The organism is Mycobacterium angelicum (assembly GCF_002086155.1).
In the GTDB taxonomy this organism is placed as follows: Bacteria; Actinomycetota; Actinomycetes; order Mycobacteriales; family Mycobacteriaceae; genus Mycobacterium; species Mycobacterium angelicum.
Window position 1 is genome coordinate 35,742 of sequence record NZ_MVHE01000035.1, and the last position, 17,276, is coordinate 53,017.

Here is a 17,276-nt window from a genome sequence, read left to right on the forward strand (position 1 = left end):
CTGCGTCGCGAATCCGACATACGCTGCGGGCATGGCCAGCACCGACGACAAAACCCCCGGCCAGGATGCCCCGAGCAGGGCCCCCAGTCGCGCAGAGGCACTCTCGGCGCACGCAGAAGAGTCGATATCCGAAGACGCGATCGTGGCCGGCGCCCGCGAGCGGGCGGTGGAGATTGGCGCCGGGGCGGTGACCCCCGCGGTGGGCGCCCTGTTGAGCTTGCTGACCAAGCTCAGCGGCGGCAAGGCGGTCGCCGAAGTGGGTAGCGGAGCCGGCGTCAGCGGCCTGTGGCTGCTTTCGGGCATGAGCGACGACGGCGTCCTGACAACCATCGACATCGAGCCCGAATACCTGCGGCTGGCCAAACAGGCGTTCTCCGAGGCCGGCGTCGGACCGTCGCGCACCCGGCTGATCAGCGGCCGCGCCCAAGAGGTGCTGACCCGTCTCGCCGACGAATCGTATGACCTGGTGTTCATCGACGCCGACCCGATCGACCAGCCCGAATACGTCGTCCAGGGCGTTCGGCTACTGCGGCCCGGCGGCGTCATCGTCGTGCATCGCGCGGCGCTGGGCGGGCGCGCCGGTGACCCCGCTGCGCGCGACGCCGAGGTGACCGCGGTCCGGGAGGCGGCCCGCCTGATCGCCGAGGACGAACGGCTCACCCCGGCGCTGGTTCCGCTGGGCGACGGCGTGCTGGCCGCCGTCCGCGACTAGCCCTTCTCGCCTCTTTCTCGCCGCTTTCTCGCGTCGGCAGGGATGCGATCCCCCCTTGACGCTGAGCTGAACGTACGTTTAATGTACTGAACATGCGTTCAGCCGATCTGACCGCCACCGCGCGAATCCGCGACGCGGCCATCGAACAGTTCGGTCAGCACGGCTTCGGAGTGGGCGTGCGTTCCATCGCCGAAGCAGCCGGGGTGAGCGCAGCGCTGGTCATCCACCACTTCGGCTCCAAGGACGGCCTGCGCAAGGCGTGCGACGACTACGTCGCCGAAGAAATCCGTAGCGGCAAGTCCGCCACGATCCAGTCCAACGACCCGGCCACCTGGCTGGGCGCGATGACCGAGATCGAGTCGTACGCACCGTTGATGGCCTACCTGGTACGCAGTATGCAATCCGGTGGCGAGCTGGCAACGATGTTGTGGCAGCGAATGATTGACAACGCCGAGGAGTACATGCAGGAAGGCGTGCGGGCCGGCACGGTGAAGCCCAGCCGCGATCCGCAGGCCAGGGCCAGGTATCTGGCCATCACCGGCGGCGGCGGGTTCCTGCTCTATCTGCAAATGCATGAAACGCCAACGGATTTGCGCGCCGTACTGCGCGACTACGCCCGCGACATGGTGTTGCCCGCCCTCGAGGTCTATACCGAGGGCCTGCTGACCGACCGCACCATGTACGAGGCGTTTCTGTCCCAAGATCCCTCAGATGATCCAGGAGAATCACATGTCAGTTGACAACGCACCGATCGATATCCACGGTCTTACCAAGCACTTCGGCGCGGTGCGAGCACTCGACGGCCTTGACCTGACCGTGCGCGAAGGCGAAGTGCACGGCTTCCTCGGCCCGAACGGCGCCGGCAAGTCCACGACCATTCGCATCCTGCTGGGTGTCGTCAAAGCCGACAGCGGCAGCGTGCGGCTCCTGGGCGGCGACCCGTGGACCGACGCCGTCGCACTGCATCGCCAGATCGCTTATGTACCAGGTGATGTCACGTTATGGCCGTCGCTCACCGGCGGCGAGACCATCGACCTGCTGGCCCGCATGCGCGGCGGGCTCGACGAGAATCGCCGGGCGGAGCTGATCGAGCGGTTCGAACTCGACCCGCACAAGAAGGTGCGGACCTACTCGAAGGGCAACCGCCAGAAGGTATCTCTGGTATCGGCCTTCTCGTCGCGGGCCCGGCTGCTGCTGCTGGACGAACCGAGTAGCGGGCTGGACCCGTTGATGGAGAACGTCTTTCAGCAATGCGTCGCCGAAGCGCGCGACCGCGGCGTCACCGTGCTGCTGTCCAGCCACATCCTGGCCGAGACCGAGGCGCTGTGCGAGCGGGTGACCATCATCCAGGCCGGCAAGACCGTCGAGAGCGGCTCGCTGGAATCCATGCGGCATCTCAGCCGCACGTCCATCAAGGCCGAATTGATCGGCGACCCCGGCGATATCACCCGAATCAAGGGCGTGGCAGACGTCAGCGTCGATGGCTCGACGCTGCGGGCGCAGGTCGACAGCGAGAGCCTCGGCGAACTGATCCGGGTGCTCGGCGATGCCGGGGTGCGCAGCTTGATCAGCCAACCGCCGTCGCTGGAGGAACTGTTCATGCGCCACTACAGCAGCGTCCCCAACACGGTGAGCCAGCAGCAGGTGCCGGCGCTATGAGTACCGCAATCCTGGATCGCCGCAGCCACGCGCAACCCGTCGGGCCGCAACGTGGTTCGAACTTCACCGGCACGATCGGGCTGCTGCGCCTCTACCTGCGCCGGGACCGGGTCGTGTTGCCGCTGTGGGTGTTTCTGCTATCGGTGCCGCTGGCCTCGGTCTACGTCGGCAGCATCGAAAAGGTGTACCCCACCCAGGCCGATCGCGCCGGGTTCGCGGCCACGATCATGGCCAGCCCGGCCCAGCGCGCGCTCTACGGCCAGATCTACAACGACGGCCTGGGCGCGGTCGGTATCTGGAAAGCCGGGATGTTTCACGTGCTCATCGCGGTGGCGGTCATCCTCACCGTCATCCGGCACACCCGCGCGGACGAGGAGACCGGCCGGGCCGAACTGATCGACTCGACCGCGGTCGGCCGATATGCCAGCCTCACCGCCGCGCTGCTGCTGGCATTCGGGGCGTCGATCGCCACCGGGGCGATCGGCGCGGCGGGGCTGCTCACCACCAGCGTCCCGCCGGGCGGATCGCTGGCCTTCGGCGCGGCCCTGGCCGCCTCGGGGCTGGTCTTCACCGCGGTGGCCGCGGTGGCCGCGCAGGTGTCGCCCAGCGCCCGGGTGGCGCGCGGGTTCGCGTTCGCGGCTCTGGGCACCGCGTTCACACTGCGCGCCATCGGCGATGCCGGCTCCGGCACGCTGTCCTGGTTCTCGCCGCTGGGCTGGTCGCTGCAAGTGAGACCCTATGCGGGCGATCACTTTTGGGTGCTATCGCTGCATCTGGTCACCGCAGCCGTCCTCACCGCGGTCGCCTACCGACTCTTGGCCGGCCGCGACGTCGGCGCCGGACTGATCGCCGAACGCGCCGGACGCGGCACCGCCGCAGCCTCGCTGGGCAACGTCTTCGGGCTGGCCTGGCGGCTGGACCGCGGCACGCTGCTGGTGTGGACGGTGGGCCTGGGCCTGTATGGCTTGTTGATCGGCAGTGTGGTGCACGGCATCGGTGACGAACTGGGCGGCGGCACGGCGGCCCGCGACATCGTGGCGCGTCTCGGCGGCACCGGCGTTCTGGAGCAGGCCTTCATCGCGGTGGGCTTCAGCATGCTGGGCATGGTCGCCGCGGCCTTCGCGGTTTCGCTGACGCTGCGCCTGCACCAGGAGGAGACAACGCAGCGAGCCGAGACCCTGCTCGCCGGAGCGATATCTCGAACCCGTTGGCTGGCAAGCCATTTGGTGATCGCACTGGCCGGATCCGCGGCGGCGATCCTGATCTCCGGGTTGGCGGCCGGGCTGGCCTACGGCATGGCCGCCGGCGACGTAGCCGAAAAGCTACCGACCGTTGTCGGCACCGCGGCCGTGCAGCTGCCCGCCGTGTGGCTGCTGTCGGCGGTGACCGTCGGGGTGTTCGCAGTGGCGCCGCGCTTCACGCCGGTGGCCTGGGGCGTGCTGGTCGTGTTCATCGCCGTGTATCTGCTGGGCTCGCTGGCGGGGTCCCCGCAGTGGCTACTCGACCTGGAGCCCTTCGCGCACACCCCGCGAGTCGGCAGCGACTTCACCGTTACGCCGGTGCTGTGGCTGCTGGCCGTCGACACCGCGCTGATCGGCCTGGCGGCCATGGCTTTTCGGCGAAGGGATCTGCGATCATGAAAACTGCTGTCAGAGCACTTGTTTCAGGGCTGTGCGGGCTGGTCGCAGTCGGATTCGTATTGTTCTATCCGGCCGGTACGTTCCACTATTGGCAGGCTTGGGTTTTCATCGCGGTCTTCGCGGTTGCGACGATCGTGCCCAGCATCTACCTGGCCCGAACCAACCCCGATGCGCTGCGCCGGCGCATGCATGCCGGGCCGAGAGCCGAAACCCGAACGGTCCAGCGCTTCATCATCACCGGTGCCTTTCTGAGCATCTTCGGAATGATGGTGGTGAGCGCTCTGGACCATCGGTTCGGCTGGTCGTCGGTGCCCACTGCGGTGGCGGTGCTCGGCGACGCGCTGGTCGTATTCGGGCTCGGCATGGCCATGCTGGTGATCGTCCAGAACAGCTACGCGGCCGCGACCATCACGGTGGAGGCGGGCCAGCAGGTGGTCTCCACCGGGCTCTACGGCTTCGTGCGGCACCCGATGTACTTCGGCAACGTGTTCCTGATGCTGGGCATACCGCTGGCGCTGGGCTCCTACTGGGCGCTGGTGATCTTCCCGCCCGCGCTACTGGTCCTGGTGTTCCGCATCCTCGACGAAGAGCAGGCGCTCACCCAGGAGCTGGACGGATATCGCGACTACACCCGCCGCGTGCGTTATCGGTTGCTGCCTTACGTGTGGTAGTCGCCGGCACGTTTTAAGGTAACGAGGTGGCGCGAGACCCCGCACCCGCCCTGGACCGGCCATGGCGACGTCCCGGCGCGTTAGGGTATGCCAGAGCCCGCATCAGCGGCATCGCCAAGCCACCCATCACGGTCACCGACGCACCGGCTGACCTGATCATCGAACGCGACGTCGAGGTGCCCACCCGCGACGGAACGGTGTTGCGGATCAACGTCTTTCGCGAACCGGGCGCCAGCCCCGGACCGGTGATCCTCAGCATCCATCCCTACGGCAAGGACGATCTGCCGAAACGGCGGCGCAGGAAATGGACCTTTTCACCGCAATACCGGGTATTACGCCAGCCCAAACCGGTGAGCTTCTCGGCTCTGACCGGCTGGGAGGCGCCCGACCCGGTGTGGTGGACCGCCCAGGGCTTCAGCGTGGTCAACGCCGACTCACGCGGCTGCGGGCATTCCGAGGGCACCGGAAGCCTGCTGTCCCAACTGGAAGCCGAGGACACCTACGACCTGGTGCAGTGGCTGGCCGGTCAACCGTGGAACGACGGGCGGGTGGTCATGCTCGGGGTCTCGTACTTGGCCATCAGCCAGTACGCCGTCGCGGCCCTGCAACCGCCGGCGCTGCGGGCGATCTGCCCATGGGAAGGCTTCACCGACGCCTACCGCGATTTGACCTTTCCCGGCGGAATCCGGGAGTCCGGCTTCACCCGGATGTGGGGTCGCATCTTGCGGCGTTCCACCCGCCAGACCTACGACCTGGAACGGATGCAGGACGAGCATCCGCTGCGCGACGATTTCTGGCGTTCGGTGGTGCCCGACTTGTCGGCGATCAAGGTGCCGATGCTGGTGTGCGGCAGCTTCTCGGACAACAACCTGCACAGCCGCGGCTCGATCCGGGCGTTCAGCCGATCCGGATCCAGCCATGCCAGGCTCTACACGCACCGCGGCGGCAAATGGGAGACCTTCTATTCCGATGCCGCACGGGCCGAACAACTGGCGTTTTTCCGCAGCGTGCTGGACGGCAACGACGCCATCGCCCGCAGTGTGCGGCTGGAGGTGCACGAGGATCGCGACACCGTGGCCGCGGTGCGCGAGGAGGCCCAGTGGCCACTGGACGGAACACGTTGGCGGCCAATGTATCTCGCGCGGGCCGGCGTCCTTTCCACCGAGCCGCCGCGCACCGCGGGCAGCATTACCTTCGAAACGCATTCTCGCGCAGCGGCATTCAATTGGACGGTGCCCGAGGACACCGAGCTGACCGGCCCCATGGCCGCCCGGCTCTGGGTTCAGTTGGACGGGTGCCAGGACGCGAACCTGTTCGTCGGTGTAGAGAAGTGGCGCGACGGTAGGTTCGTCGGCTTCGAAGGGTCATACGGCTACGGCCGTGACCGCGTCGCCACCGGCTGGCAGCGCGTCTTGCTGCGCGAGCTGGACCGTGAGCTCTCCCAGCCCTGGGATCCGGTGCCCACGTTGGCGCGCCCCAAGCCGGTCGTGCCGGGCGACGTGGTCGCCGTCGATGTCGCGCTGGGGCCGTCGGCGACGTTGTTCCGGGCCGGCGAGCAACTGCGGCTGGTGGTCGCCGGGCGGTGGTTGAGTCCGCGCAACCCGCTCACCGGCCAGTTCCCCGCCGCCTATCCCAATCCGCCGCGCGGGCTGGTGACGCTGCGTTGGGGTCCCCGCTACGACGCGCATCTGCTGATGCCAGAGATTCCCCGGGGCGCGCGCTAAATCCAGACGCCCTTACCCACCGCCACCACACCGCCGGCGCTGAGGGCGAAGCGTTCCCGGTCGCGCTCGAGGTCCACCCCGACCATCTCGCCGGGTCCGACCACCACGTTCTTGTCGAGGATGGCGTGGCGTACCACCGCGCCGCGGCCGACCCGGGCGCCCGGCATGATCACGCTGCCCTCCACGATCGCGCCGTCGTCGACGACGACATTGGAGGACAGCACCGAGTTGCGCACCGAGGCCGCCGAAATGATGCTGCCGGCGCCCACCACCGACTCCTGAGCGGAGCCGCCGTTGACGAACTTCGCCGGCGCCAGGTTCTCCGACTCGCCACGGATCGGCCAGCGCTTGTTGTAGAGGTTGAACACCGGGTGCACGGACACCAGGTCCATGTGCGCGTCGTAGAACGCGTCGAGTGTCCCGACGTCGCGCCAATAGGCACGGTCGCGGTCGGTGGCGCCGGGCACCTCGTTGTCGTTGAAGTCGTACACCGCGGCCATCCCGTCCTCGACCAATCGCGGGATGATGTCGCCGCCCATGTCGTGGTCGGAATGATCGTCGTCGGCGTCGGCGCGAATCGCGTCGATGAGCACCTTGGTGGTGAAGATGTAGTTGCCCATCGAGACGAACGTGGTGTTGGGGTCGTCGGGGGTGCCGGGCGGGTCCAGCGGCTTCTCGACGAAGTTGCGGATCCGGCCCGACTCGTCGGCGTCGATGCAGCCGAACGCACTGGCGTCGGTGCGCGGAACGCGGATGCCGGCCACCGTGGCCCCGGCGCCGCTGTCGATGTGGAATCGGACCATCTGCTCGGGATCCATCCGGTACACGTGGTCGGCACCGAAAACGACTATGTAGTCCGGATCTTCGTCGTAGATCAGGTTCAGGGATTGATATATGGCGTCGGCCGAGCCGGTGTACCAGCGCGGGCCCAGGCGCTGCTGAGCCGGCACCGGGGTGATGTATTCACCGGCCAGACCCGACAACCGCCAGTTCTGCGAAATATGGCGGTCCAGCGAATGCGACTTGTATTGGGTCAGAACGCAGATCCTCAAGTACCGGGCGTTGACCAGATTGGACAGCACGAAGTCGATCAGCCGGTAAGCACCCCCGAAGGGAACCGCGGGTTTGGCCCGGTCCGCGGTCAGCGGATAAAGCCGTTTGCCCTCACCACCGGCCAAGACAACGCCCAGCACGTGTGGCAATTCCCTCATGGCCTCAAACCTATCGGCCAGGGCGAACCGCTGCCAGGGGGAACCCTTCGATCGGATTCTCCTGACGGGCTGTCCGTCAAGGTATTTGGCCCGGTAAAGCCAAGGGCAGCCCAATGGATGCCCGGCGTAAGCCCACTGAACGTGACCAATTAATTTGCTCACTATGCGGGTGGCGATGATGACTCGGGAGTACCCACCCGAGGTCTATGGCGGAGCGGGGGTCCACGTCACCGAACTGGTGTCCCAACTGCGCCGCCTGTGCGCGGTCGACGTGCATTGCATGGGCGCGCCCCGCCCCGGTGCCGTCGCCCATCAGCCCGATCCGCGGCTGCACAACGCCAATGCCGCACTCGCGACGCTGTCGGCCGACCTGGTGATGGCCAACGCCGCCAACGCGGCCACCGTGGTGCACTCCCACACCTGGTACACCGGCCTGGCCGGCCAGCTGGCCAAACTGCTCCATGACGTCCCCCATGTGCTGACCGCGCATTCGCTCGAACCGATGCGGCCGTGGAAGGCCGAGCAGCTCGGCGGCGGCTACCAGGTTTCGACGTGGGTGGAGAACACCGCGGTGCTCGGTGCCGACGCGATCATCGCCGTCAGCGCCGGCATGCGCGACGACATGCTGCGGGTCTACCCGGCGCTGGATCCCAGCGTGGTGCACGTGATCCGCAACGGGATCGACACCGAGGTGTGGTTCCCGGCCGGTCCGGTACGCACCGGCTCGGTACTGGCCGAACTCGGAGTCGATCCGGACCGGCCGATCGTGGCGTTCGTCGGGCGGATCACCCGCCAGAAGGGCGTCTCCCACCTGGTGGCGGCCGCCCACGAGTTCAGCCCGGAGGCCCAGCTGGTGCTGTGCGCCGGGGCACCGGACACGCCCCAGCTGGCCGATGAAGTGCGGTCCGCGGTGACCAAGCTGACCCGCAACCGCACCGGCGTGTTCTGGATCAGAGACATGCTGCCGATCGGCAAACTACGTGAAATACTCTCTGCGGCAACAGTTTTCGTATGCCCATCGATTTACGAGCCGTTGGGCATCGTGAACCTGGAAGCAATGGCCTGCGCTACCGCGGTGGTGGCCTCCGACGTCGGCGGCATTCCCGAAGTGGTCGCCGACGGGATCACCGGCTCACTGGTGCACTACGACCCCGAGGACCCGGCCGGTTACCAGGCCAGACTGGCCGATGCGGTCAATGCTCTGCTTGCCGACCCCGCCCGCGCGCAGCGCTACGGAAGCGCCGGACGTCAGCGCTGCATCGAAGAATTTTCCTGGGCACACGTCGCCGAGCAGACCCTGGACATCTATCGGAAGGTGTGCAAGTAACCCAGACCTAGCTGGTCACGCCCTTGAGCTCATCACCCAGTGCGGCGGCTTCGTCGGGCGTCAGCTCGACGACGAGGCGCCCACCGCCCTCAAGTGGTACCCGCATCACGATGCCGCGCCCCTCCTTGGTTGCTTCCAGAGGACCGTCGCCGGTCCGGGGCTTCATCGCCGCCATCGAGTGCTCCCTCCAGATTCGAGCTGGCCCGCTGTCACGGACCTGGTCGGCGCCGAGCATGCCCCGCCGGTGAATTTCCAGCCATACCCGACATTGAACTGCCAAATCACTCCCCTATTGTTCCCTATCCGGGTCATCAGGTGCACAAGACCCGCTTTCTCGGGTGTTATCGGGGTATCAGCGAGTCGTCGGAGCCACCCAGCAGTCGCGGATATGATCGTCGACCATTCCGGTGGCCTGCATCAGCGCGTAGGCGGTCGTCGGCCCGACGAAACGAAACCCGCGCCGTTTCAATTCCCGCGCCATTGCCTTGGATTCCACACTGGCCGAAGGAATTTCGGACAATTCGGCGAACCGGGGCCGGACCGGGGGCGCGAACGACCACAGCAGCTCGGACAGCTCTTGCGGCGACCCCAGCTCGGCAGCGGCACGGGCGTTGGCGATGGTTGCCTCGATCTTGGCCCGGTTGCGAACGATTCCCTCGTCGGCCAGCAACCGTTGCACGTCGGCGTCGGTGTAGCGGGCCACCTCGTCGATGTCGAACGCGGAGAATGCGCGCCGGAAGTTCTCCCGCTTGCGCAAGATGATCAGCCACGACAACCCGCTTTGGAACGCCTCGAGGCTCATCCGCTCGAACAGCGCCTGCCCGCCGCGCACCGGACGGCCCCATTCCTGGTCGTGATAGTTGCGATACAGCTCGAAATCGGGTCCCGGACGAACCTGTGCCCAGCCGCACCGAATCAGGGCGTCATCGGTCATGTGGCGTCCTGATGGTCCTCAACGTCCTCGGCCGCACTTTCGGTTTGTATCGCGGCCAGCTGGCCACGCAGCACGTCGAGTTCACGAGCGAGCCGGGCCAGCACCCAGTCCACCTCACTGGTCTTGTAGCCGCGCAGTACCTGGGTGAACTTGACCGCGTCGACGTCGGCGCCGGTGACGCCGAACGCGGGCAGCACGGTGGCCGTCGTCGCCCGCGGCAGGGGCGGCAACTGCTCGCCACGGCCGAACAGCAGGCTTGCCGCGCCGAACAACACGACCGCGACCAGGACCAATACCACTAGATAGAGCAACACCAACGCCACGTCGTCGATCTTGCCTTAAGCCACTGACAGTCAGCGGGGTCGCACCACGTTCATCGGCGGGCGGTCGGCCAGTGACACCGGCAACGTGTGCTGGCTGTAGCCGTCACCGACCGGGAAGAACTGGGTAAGCCCCACTCCGGAGTCGGGGATTCCGCACCGCGAGAGCAGAGTCGCGATCACCTGACGGCTCATCGCGCCCAACTCCTCCAGCGGCCGGTTGCGGTGTGCCCGCACGCCGAGGTTGACCTGCGCGATCGCGTCCAGGCCCAGCCGGTCGTAGGTGTCGACCAGCAATCCGATCTCCACGCCGTAGCCCGGGGCGAACGGCAGCGAGGTCAGCAACTCGCGGCTGGCCGCGTACTCCCCGCCCAGCGGCTGCAGCACGCAGCCCAGTTCGGGGCGCAGCGCCGCCAGCAGGGGCCGCGCCACCAGCTCGGTGACCCGCCCACCGCCGGTCGCCCCGGCACGCCCGCTCGCATCGCTGACCGACAGCGGCCGCCGGTAAAAGCTTTTGACCAGGTGGATGTTCTCGCCGGTGAGCAACGGGCCGACCAGCCACGGAACGAACATCGGGTGCGGGTTGACCAGGTCGGAGTCGACGAAAACCACGATGTCGCCGCTGGTGGCCGCCAGTGAGCGCCACAATGCCTCGCCCTTGCCCGGACGCGCCGAAAGCTCGGGCAACGCCTGTTCGCGGCTGACTACCCGGGCCCCGGCGGCGATGGCACGGATCTCGGTGTCGTCGGTGGAGCCGGAGTCCAGCACGATCAGTTCATCAACCAGGCCGTCAACCAGCGGTGAGATGCTGTCGATCACCGATTCGATGGTTTCTTCCTCGTTGAGGGCGGGCAGCACCACCGAGATCGTGCGCCCGGCCTTGGCCGCCACCAGCTCGCTGATCGTCCAGCGCGGACGGTTCCAGCTGCGCTTGGCCAGCCAGGTGTCCCCGGGCAGGGCGGCCAGGGCGCCATCGACGATCAGCTCCGATGCCGTCACGCCAGCCCCCTCACCGTGCGCGCCGGCGCTCGCGTCCCCTGGATCGAGGCCACCATCTCCAGCACCCGACGGGTGGCCGTGACCTGGTGCACGCGGAACATCCGCGCGCCGGCGGCCGCCGCCAGCGCGGTGGCAGCCAGCGTCCCCTCGAGCCGTTGGGTCACGTCCACGTCAAGAGTCTCCCCGACTACGTCCTTATTGCTCAACGCCATAAGCACAGGCCACCCGGTCTTAACAAGATCGTCCACGTGCCGCAACAGCGCCAGCCCGTGGAAGGTGTTCTTGCCGAAATCGTGGGCCGGGTCGATCAGCACCCGGTCGCGGGCTACGCCGGCCGCGACCGCCCGCTCGGCAGCGGCGGTGACCTGGCGAATCACGTCGTCCACCACGCCGCGGGTAGTCGTACCGTAACTCACCCGGAACGGACGGGTGCGGGGCAGCGCGCCGCCGGTGTGCGCGCAGACGAGTCCGGCGCCGAATTCGGCCGCCACCTCGGCCAGTGCAGGGTCGATGCCGCCCCAGGTGTCGTTGATCAGGTCAGCGCCCGCCGCGCAGGCCAGCCTGGCCACCTCGCTGCGCCAGGTATCGACGCTGATCAGCTGGTCCGGATAGACGCCGCGAAGCCATTCGACGAACGGCACCAGCCGGGCGATCTCGGTATCGGCGTCGACGTACTCGCCGGGCCCGGCCTTGACGCCGCCGACGTCGATGACGTCGGCACCCTCGGCAATCGCCTCGTGGACGGCTTCTCGAGCGGCCGCGTCAGTGAACGTCGCACCCTTGTCGAAGAACGAATCGGGGGTGCGGTTGACGATCGCCATGATCAGCGGGCGGTCGCCCGCCACCGGGCGACCGCAGAGAGTCGAACGCACGCCCTCCATACTGCCTGGCCGCCGAGACTGCGCTCAGCGCTACCGACCACCTACAAACCACGCGGTGAGCGCAGTCTCGGCGCGGTCAGCGCAGACTCACCCCTGCGGGCGCCTACCGGCCGCCACTTCCTCGGCGTACTCGGGATAGAAGGGCACGTAGCCCTCCTTGCGGCCGGCCAGAACATACAGCGGGTCCTCGATATCGGAGCCGTAGGCCTGCTTGCGCAGCCCCACCTTGAGACTCTTGAACGTCGTGGTGTGCTCCATCGACTCGACCACCCGCACGAACAGCGGAAGCGCATACGAGGGCAGCTCGCGATAGACCGTGCGGGCCAGAGCTTGGCCGTCGAACTCAGCGCCCTCGCGCAGCTTGACCGCGGCCATCCCGGCCCGACCCCCGGTGTGCGGTACCTCGACGCCGTAGACGGTGCACTCCTCGATGGCGCCATCGCACGCCAACGCCGCCTCGACCTGAGTGGTCGCCACGTTCTCGCCCTTCCAGCGGAAGGTGTCACCGAGCCGGTCAACGAAGGCGGCGTGGAACATGCCCTGCGGACTCATCACGTCGCCGGTGTTGAACCAGCAGTCGCCGTTCTTGAAAGCGTCGCGCACCAACTTCTTTTCGCTCGCCGCCTTGTCGGTGTAGCCGTCGAACGGCTGCAGCCGGTTGACCGGGCTGAGCAACAGGCCGGGCTGGCCCTCGGGCACCCGGCGGACCCGGCCGGCTTCGTCGCGCACCGGTTCGCCGGTGTCCGGGTCGTACTCCACGTAGGCCAGCGGCATCGGCGAGATGCCGGTGCTGCCGGGCACATTGAAGATGTTGACGAACGCCGTGGTGCCTTCGCTGGCGGCATAGAACTCGCAGACCCGCTCGATCCCGAACCGCCGCGTGAATTCGTTCCAGATCTCCGGGCGCAACCCGTTGCCGGCGATGACGCGGACCTTGTGGGCGCGGTCGGTGGGCTTGGGCGGCTGGTTGAGCAGATACCGGCACACCTCACCGATGTAGACGAATGCCGTGGCGCGGCTGGCGATCACCTCGTCCCAGAACCGCGATGCCGAGAACGACTTACCCAGCGCCAGGGTCGCGCCGGAATTGATCGTCGCCGACACCGCCACCGTCAGCGCGTTGTTGTGATACAGCGGCAGGCAGCTGTACAGCGTGTCGGAACTCTTGAGACGCAGCCCGAGACCGCCGAACGCACCCAGCGCCTTCAGCCACCGATAGTGGGTCATCACGCTCGCCTTGGGATAGCCGGTGGTGCCCGAGGTGAAGATGTAGAACGCGGTGTCTTTGGCCCGCACGGCCGACGCGGACGCGGGGTTGGTAGCCGGCGCCGTCTTGGAAAACCGGTCCACGTCCTCGATGGTCAGCACCTCACCAGCCGAACCCCCGGCGTCGGTGACCACGCTGACCAGGTCGGACTCGGCGACCAGCACCTTGGCGTCGAGCAGCCCCAGGCTGTGTGCCAGGACGTCGCCGCGCTGGTGGTAGTTGAGCATGCCGGCGATCGCGCCGCACTTGACCACGGCCAGCATGACCAGCACTGCGTTGGGTGAGTTGCGCAGCATGACGCCGACGACATCGCTGGGGCCGACGCCGCGGGCGGCCAGCACCGCGGCATACCGGTTGGCGACGGCATTCGCCTCGCGATAGGTCAGCTCCTGCTCACCGAACCGCAAAAAGACGCGGTTGCCGTAGCGGGCGGCCCGGTCCTGGAACACCGTGCCGATCGAACTCCGCGAACTCGGGCGGGCCAGCAGGCCGGTGCGTAGTCCGCGCGCGATCGACGGCGCATCCGCCAGCAGGCCCGGAATGCGGGCTGCGATATCAGTGAACTTGATCGTTGCGCGCGCGGCACCGTCGTTATCCGACACCTAAGCGAAGCTACCCGTTCACGCAGGCGCGCATGCCTGCAGCGCCGCGTCCACCTCGTCGACGACCAACAGCCGGTCCAGCGCAAGCTGCGAGATGTATCCACTGTCGACCAAGCCGTACATCCAGGCGCGCAGGCCGTCGTAGTGGCCCCACGGGTCGAGCATGACGATCGGCTTGTCATGCACCCCGAGGTATCCCTCGGTCCAGGTGTTCAACAGCTCGTCCATCGTGCCGACACCGCCCGGCAACGCGATGAAAGCGTCGGCGTGATCTTCCATGATCTGCTTGCGCTCCCACATGGTGTCGGTGACGATCAGCTCGTCGGCGTCGTGGTCGGCCAGTTCGCGATACACCAGCATCTTGGGAATCACACCGATAGTGAAGCCGCCGCGGGCCCGCGCCGCGGACGCGACGGCCCCCATGGCCGAGACGTGTCCACCGCCCCAGACCAGGTTCCAGCCCCGTCCGGCAATCCCCTCGCCCAGTGTGGCGGCAAGCTCCAGAAGCTCCGGGTGGGTAGGTCCGGCCGCGCAGTACACAGCTACCGTCCACGCAGCGGGCACATCTGTTTTCGGGGACATATACCGAAAGGTAGACCAAATCGCGTGGGCGCCGGGCAAATTTGGGGCCATCCCCCGCCAAGTACATAGAGAGCCATAAAATTCGGCAGTGCCGATTCGATGGAACGTCCCTCAGCATGCGGCCGCCTTAGAACAACTCGATGTCGCCCTGAGCGACACCGCGCACCCTGGCGCGGCCGTATTGGGCCCCGACGGAGTCGGCAAATCCACATTGGCCCGCTTGGCCGCCGAGCAGTATTGCGCGCGGCACCCGGCAACGGTCACCCGCTGGGTGATCGGCACGCCCACGGAACGCGTCGTACCCTTCGGCGCTTTCGGTCATCTGGTGGACATCACCGATCTCGGCAAACCGGCAGCGCTATTGCGGGCGGCCCGCACGTCGCTGGTCCGCGCTGCCCAGGAGAGCGATCTGTTGCTCGTCATCGACGAGGCGCACGACCTGGACATCCTGTCGGCCACGCTGGTGTACCAACTGGCGCGGGCGGGCACCACGCGGATGATCGTCACCGCCCGCGCCGACGCGGCGCCCGAGGCGATCGCCGCGCTGTGGACCGACGGTCTGCTGCACCGGATCGACATCGCACCGCCGGGCGGGGCGAACAAGGAATCCGAGCCCGCCGACATCGACGAATTCCTCGCCGAGTTGCCGACGGCGGCGCGCTCGGTAATGGACTATCTGGCCGTTGCGGAGCCGCTGTCGCTGGCCGATCTCACCGTGCTCGCCGGCGACGGGGCGGTGCGGCAGGCCGACGAACTAGGTGCGGCCGAAACCCGGGTGCGCAGCGACGACGAGCCGATGGTGTACACCGCGCACCCGCTGTTCGCCGAGCGCGCGCTGGCCGCGCTGGGTCGCGACGGCGTGCGACGCCGGCGCACCGAGTTGGTTACCCAGCTGTCCCAGCGGCCGTGCGAACACCTCAGCGACCGGTTGCGGCTGGCATCGCTGGCGGTGGACAGCGACGCCCCCCAGCCGGTGGCCGAGGTCGCCGAAGGCGCGCACCAGGCGCTGCGGCTGGGAGACCTCAGGCTGGCCGAGCGATTGGGCCGCTCGGCAGTGGATCGCTCGGGCGGGCTGGAAGCCCGGCTGATCTTGGCCCAAGCGCTGAGCTGGCAAGGCCGCGGTCGCGAAGCGAGCGCGGTACTGGCAGCGGTGGATGCCGCGGCGCTGACGGAGACCGAGCTGATGGCGTGGGCGCTGCCGCGGGCGGCCAATCAGTTCTGGATGCTCAGCGAGCCGGAGCGGGCCACCGCGTTTCTGCAGACCACCCGCAATCGGGTGACCGAGCCGACCGCGCGCACCACGCTGGACGCCCTTACCGCCACCTTCGCGATGAACTCCGGAAACCTGCAGCGGGCCATCACGCTGGCCACCGATGTGTTGTCCCGGCCATCGGTCAGCGACATGGCAGTGGCCTGGGCAGGCAGCGCCGCCGTGCTGTCCTCGGCGCGGATGGGCCGATTGGGCGATGTGGAGCCGCTGGCCGAGCGGGCCTCGGCGGCCGAGCACCCGGGGGTGTTGCGGTTCACCGTCGGCCTCGGCCAGATCACGGCGCTGCTGATGGCCGGTGAAGTCGCCGCGGCCCAGGCACTGGCCCAGCGGTTCACCGACTTCGCCGAGTTGCAGCAGCCCGGCCGGTCCATCGGTGAAGTTTTGCTGGCGCAGGTGCTGCTGACCAAGGGTGAATTCGCCGCTGCCGCAGCGCTTTTAGAGCCGGCCAGCGCCGAGCTCGAACGCAGCGGCTATTCCTGGGGGCCGCTTTCACTGATGTTGTTGGCGACGGCGATTGCCCAGCAGGGCGACATACCCGGCTCGGCACGAGCATTGCGGCGCGCCGAGACGCGGCACGGAACGAAGTCGGCGTTGTTCGCGCCGGAGCTCGGACTGGCGCGCGCCTGGACCAGGGCCACTGCCCGGGACAAGGCGGGTGCGCTCGCCGCGGCCCGCGATGCGGCCCGGATGGCCGAGCGGGCCGGGCAGTCGGCGGTGGCGCTGCACGCCTGGCATGACGCGGTGCGATTGGGCGACGTCCGGGCGGTGGACGCGGTGACCCGGCTGGCAACCGAAATCGATTGCGCGGTAGGGACTCTCGTCGTCAAGCATGCTCGTGCCCTGGCCGGCGGCGACGCCGGGGCACTGAGCTCGGTTGCTGACGAGCTGTCCAGGATCGGTATGGCAGCCGCAGCTGCCGATGCGGCCCGCGCTGCTGAGGCTGCGCGCACCTAGGCCGAACAGTCCTAGAACGCCCCGCTGGCAACTGGCATTTGCCAGCCGTTGAGTCCGTTGCCGCCAAGCAATCCGCCCGCACCACCGACACCAGGGCTGCCGTGATTGATCGGCGGGGTGGGGTCGGGACCGCCGTTGCCCCCATTGCCGCCGTTGCCGATGCCGACGGCGGCGCCGCCGTGGCCGCCCGCGCCTCCGGTTAGCGGGCCTTCCCCGCCTTCCCCACCGTCGCCGCCGTTGCCCAGTAACCGGCCGGCCTTGCCGCCGTTGCCGCCGGCGCCACCCGCCCCGGAGTCACCGCCCGCGCCACCGGCCCCGCCGGCGCCACCATTGCCAAGCCCGGACGCGTGACCACCCGACCCGCCGGCGCCGCCGGTGGTACCCATTCCGCCGGCCCCGCCGGCTCCGCCGCTGGAGAACAGCCAGCCGGCGTTGCCGCCATCGCCGCCGGTCCCTCCAACTATGCCGAGTCCGCCGGTGCCTCCTATCCCGCCAGAACCGAACAAGAACCCGCTGCTGCCGC

At 68.0% G+C, this 17,276-nt stretch carries 16 protein-coding genes and 1 pseudogene; 8 read left to right on the forward strand and 9 right to left on the reverse strand.

The window, feature by feature from the left end:
• Positions 1-31: 31 nt before the first annotated feature.
• From BST12_RS18790 to BST12_RS18815, 6 genes are all read left to right on the forward strand, one after another.
• Positions 32-712, forward strand: a complete 681-nt coding sequence (locus BST12_RS18790) for an O-methyltransferase (protein ID WP_083114640.1) — start codon at positions 32-34, stop codon at positions 710-712.
• A gap of 92 nt (positions 713-804) precedes the next feature.
• Positions 805-1,452 (forward strand): TetR/AcrR family transcriptional regulator, encoded by a 648-nt coding sequence (locus tag BST12_RS18795; protein WP_083114641.1) that lies wholly within the window; start codon positions 805-807, stop codon positions 1,450-1,452.
• On the forward strand, positions 1,442-2,371 hold the full coding sequence (locus BST12_RS18800; protein ID WP_083114642.1) for an ABC transporter ATP-binding protein: 930 nt from the start codon (positions 1,442-1,444) through the stop codon (positions 2,369-2,371). The genes BST12_RS18795 and BST12_RS18800 overlap by 11 nt, the downstream gene beginning before the upstream one ends.
• Entirely contained in the window at positions 2,368-4,011 is a 1,644-nt protein-coding gene (locus BST12_RS18805; protein WP_139801769.1) for an ABC transporter permease, read from the forward strand. Before BST12_RS18800 ends, BST12_RS18805 begins: the two co-directional genes overlap by 4 nt.
• The gene (locus BST12_RS18810) at positions 4,008-4,682 is read left to right on the forward strand and encodes a methyltransferase family protein (RefSeq protein ID WP_083114643.1); all 675 of its coding nucleotides are present in this window, start codon (positions 4,008-4,010) and stop codon (positions 4,680-4,682) included. The genes BST12_RS18805 and BST12_RS18810 overlap by 4 nt, the downstream gene beginning before the upstream one ends.
• 26 nt (positions 4,683-4,708) lie before the next feature.
• Positions 4,709-6,406 (forward strand): CocE/NonD family hydrolase, encoded by a 1,698-nt coding sequence (locus tag BST12_RS18815; protein ID WP_083114644.1) that lies wholly within the window; start codon positions 4,709-4,711, stop codon positions 6,404-6,406.
• On the opposite strand, the gene glgC is transcribed toward BST12_RS18815, so the two are convergent.
• Positions 6,403-7,617, reverse strand: a complete 1,215-nt coding sequence (gene glgC, locus BST12_RS18820; protein WP_083114645.1) for a glucose-1-phosphate adenylyltransferase — start codon at positions 7,615-7,617, stop codon at positions 6,403-6,405. The genes BST12_RS18815 and glgC overlap by 4 nt on opposite strands.
• A 163-nt stretch (positions 7,618-7,780) precedes the next feature.
• Here glgC and glgA point away from each other — a divergent pair, with 163 nt between their 5' ends.
• Positions 7,781-8,944, forward strand: a complete 1,164-nt coding sequence (gene glgA, locus BST12_RS18825) for a glycogen synthase (protein ID WP_083114646.1) — start codon at positions 7,781-7,783, stop codon at positions 8,942-8,944.
• Positions 8,945-8,951: 7 nt separating this feature from the next.
• Here the strand turns inward: glgA and BST12_RS18830 are convergent, their stop codons facing one another.
• The 7 genes from BST12_RS18830 to BST12_RS18860 all read right to left on the reverse strand — a co-directional run bounded on the left by BST12_RS18830 (position 8,952) and on the right by BST12_RS18860 (position 14,529).
• Positions 8,952-9,119 carry a DUF3117 domain-containing protein gene (locus tag BST12_RS18830; RefSeq protein ID WP_003406247.1) on the reverse strand — a complete coding sequence of 56 codons (168 nt, stop codon included), beginning with the start codon at positions 9,117-9,119 and terminating at the stop codon, positions 8,952-8,954.
• A gap of 177 nt (positions 9,120-9,296) precedes the next feature.
• Positions 9,297-9,878 carry a DNA-3-methyladenine glycosylase I gene (locus BST12_RS18835; protein WP_083114647.1) on the reverse strand — a complete coding sequence of 194 codons (582 nt, stop codon included), beginning with the start codon at positions 9,876-9,878 and terminating at the stop codon, positions 9,297-9,299.
• Positions 9,875-10,201, reverse strand: a complete 327-nt coding sequence (locus tag BST12_RS18840; protein ID WP_083114648.1) for a DivIVA domain-containing protein — start codon at positions 10,199-10,201, stop codon at positions 9,875-9,877. Before BST12_RS18840 ends, BST12_RS18835 begins: the two co-directional genes overlap by 4 nt.
• Before the next feature lie 30 nt (positions 10,202-10,231).
• Complete coding sequence (locus BST12_RS18845; RefSeq protein WP_083114649.1) at positions 10,232-11,197, reverse strand: glucosyl-3-phosphoglycerate synthase; 966 nt, start codon at positions 11,195-11,197, stop codon at positions 10,232-10,234.
• Positions 11,194-12,078 (reverse strand): dihydropteroate synthase, encoded by an 885-nt coding sequence (gene folP / locus BST12_RS18850; RefSeq protein WP_139801770.1) that lies wholly within the window; start codon positions 12,076-12,078, stop codon positions 11,194-11,196. Before folP ends, BST12_RS18845 begins: the two co-directional genes overlap by 4 nt.
• Positions 12,079-12,165: 87 nt before the next feature.
• Complete coding sequence (fadD6, locus tag BST12_RS18855; RefSeq protein WP_083114650.1) at positions 12,166-13,947, reverse strand: long-chain-acyl-CoA synthetase FadD6; 1,782 nt, start codon at positions 13,945-13,947, stop codon at positions 12,166-12,168.
• Positions 13,948-13,965: 18 nt separating this feature from the next.
• On the reverse strand, positions 13,966-14,529 hold the full coding sequence (locus BST12_RS18860) for a TIGR00730 family Rossman fold protein (RefSeq protein WP_083114651.1): 564 nt from the start codon (positions 14,527-14,529) through the stop codon (positions 13,966-13,968).
• An 88-nt stretch (positions 14,530-14,617) separates the two neighbouring features.
• Between BST12_RS18860 and BST12_RS32885 the strand changes: the two genes are divergently transcribed.
• Positions 14,618-16,753, forward strand: a complete 2,136-nt coding sequence (locus BST12_RS32885; RefSeq protein WP_083114652.1) for an ATP-binding protein — start codon at positions 14,618-14,620, stop codon at positions 16,751-16,753.
• 11 nt (positions 16,754-16,764) lie between these two features.
• Here BST12_RS32885 and BST12_RS18870 read toward each other — a convergent pair.
• A pseudogene (locus BST12_RS18870) lies at positions 16,765-17,276 on the reverse strand (PE family protein); the annotation flags it as partial.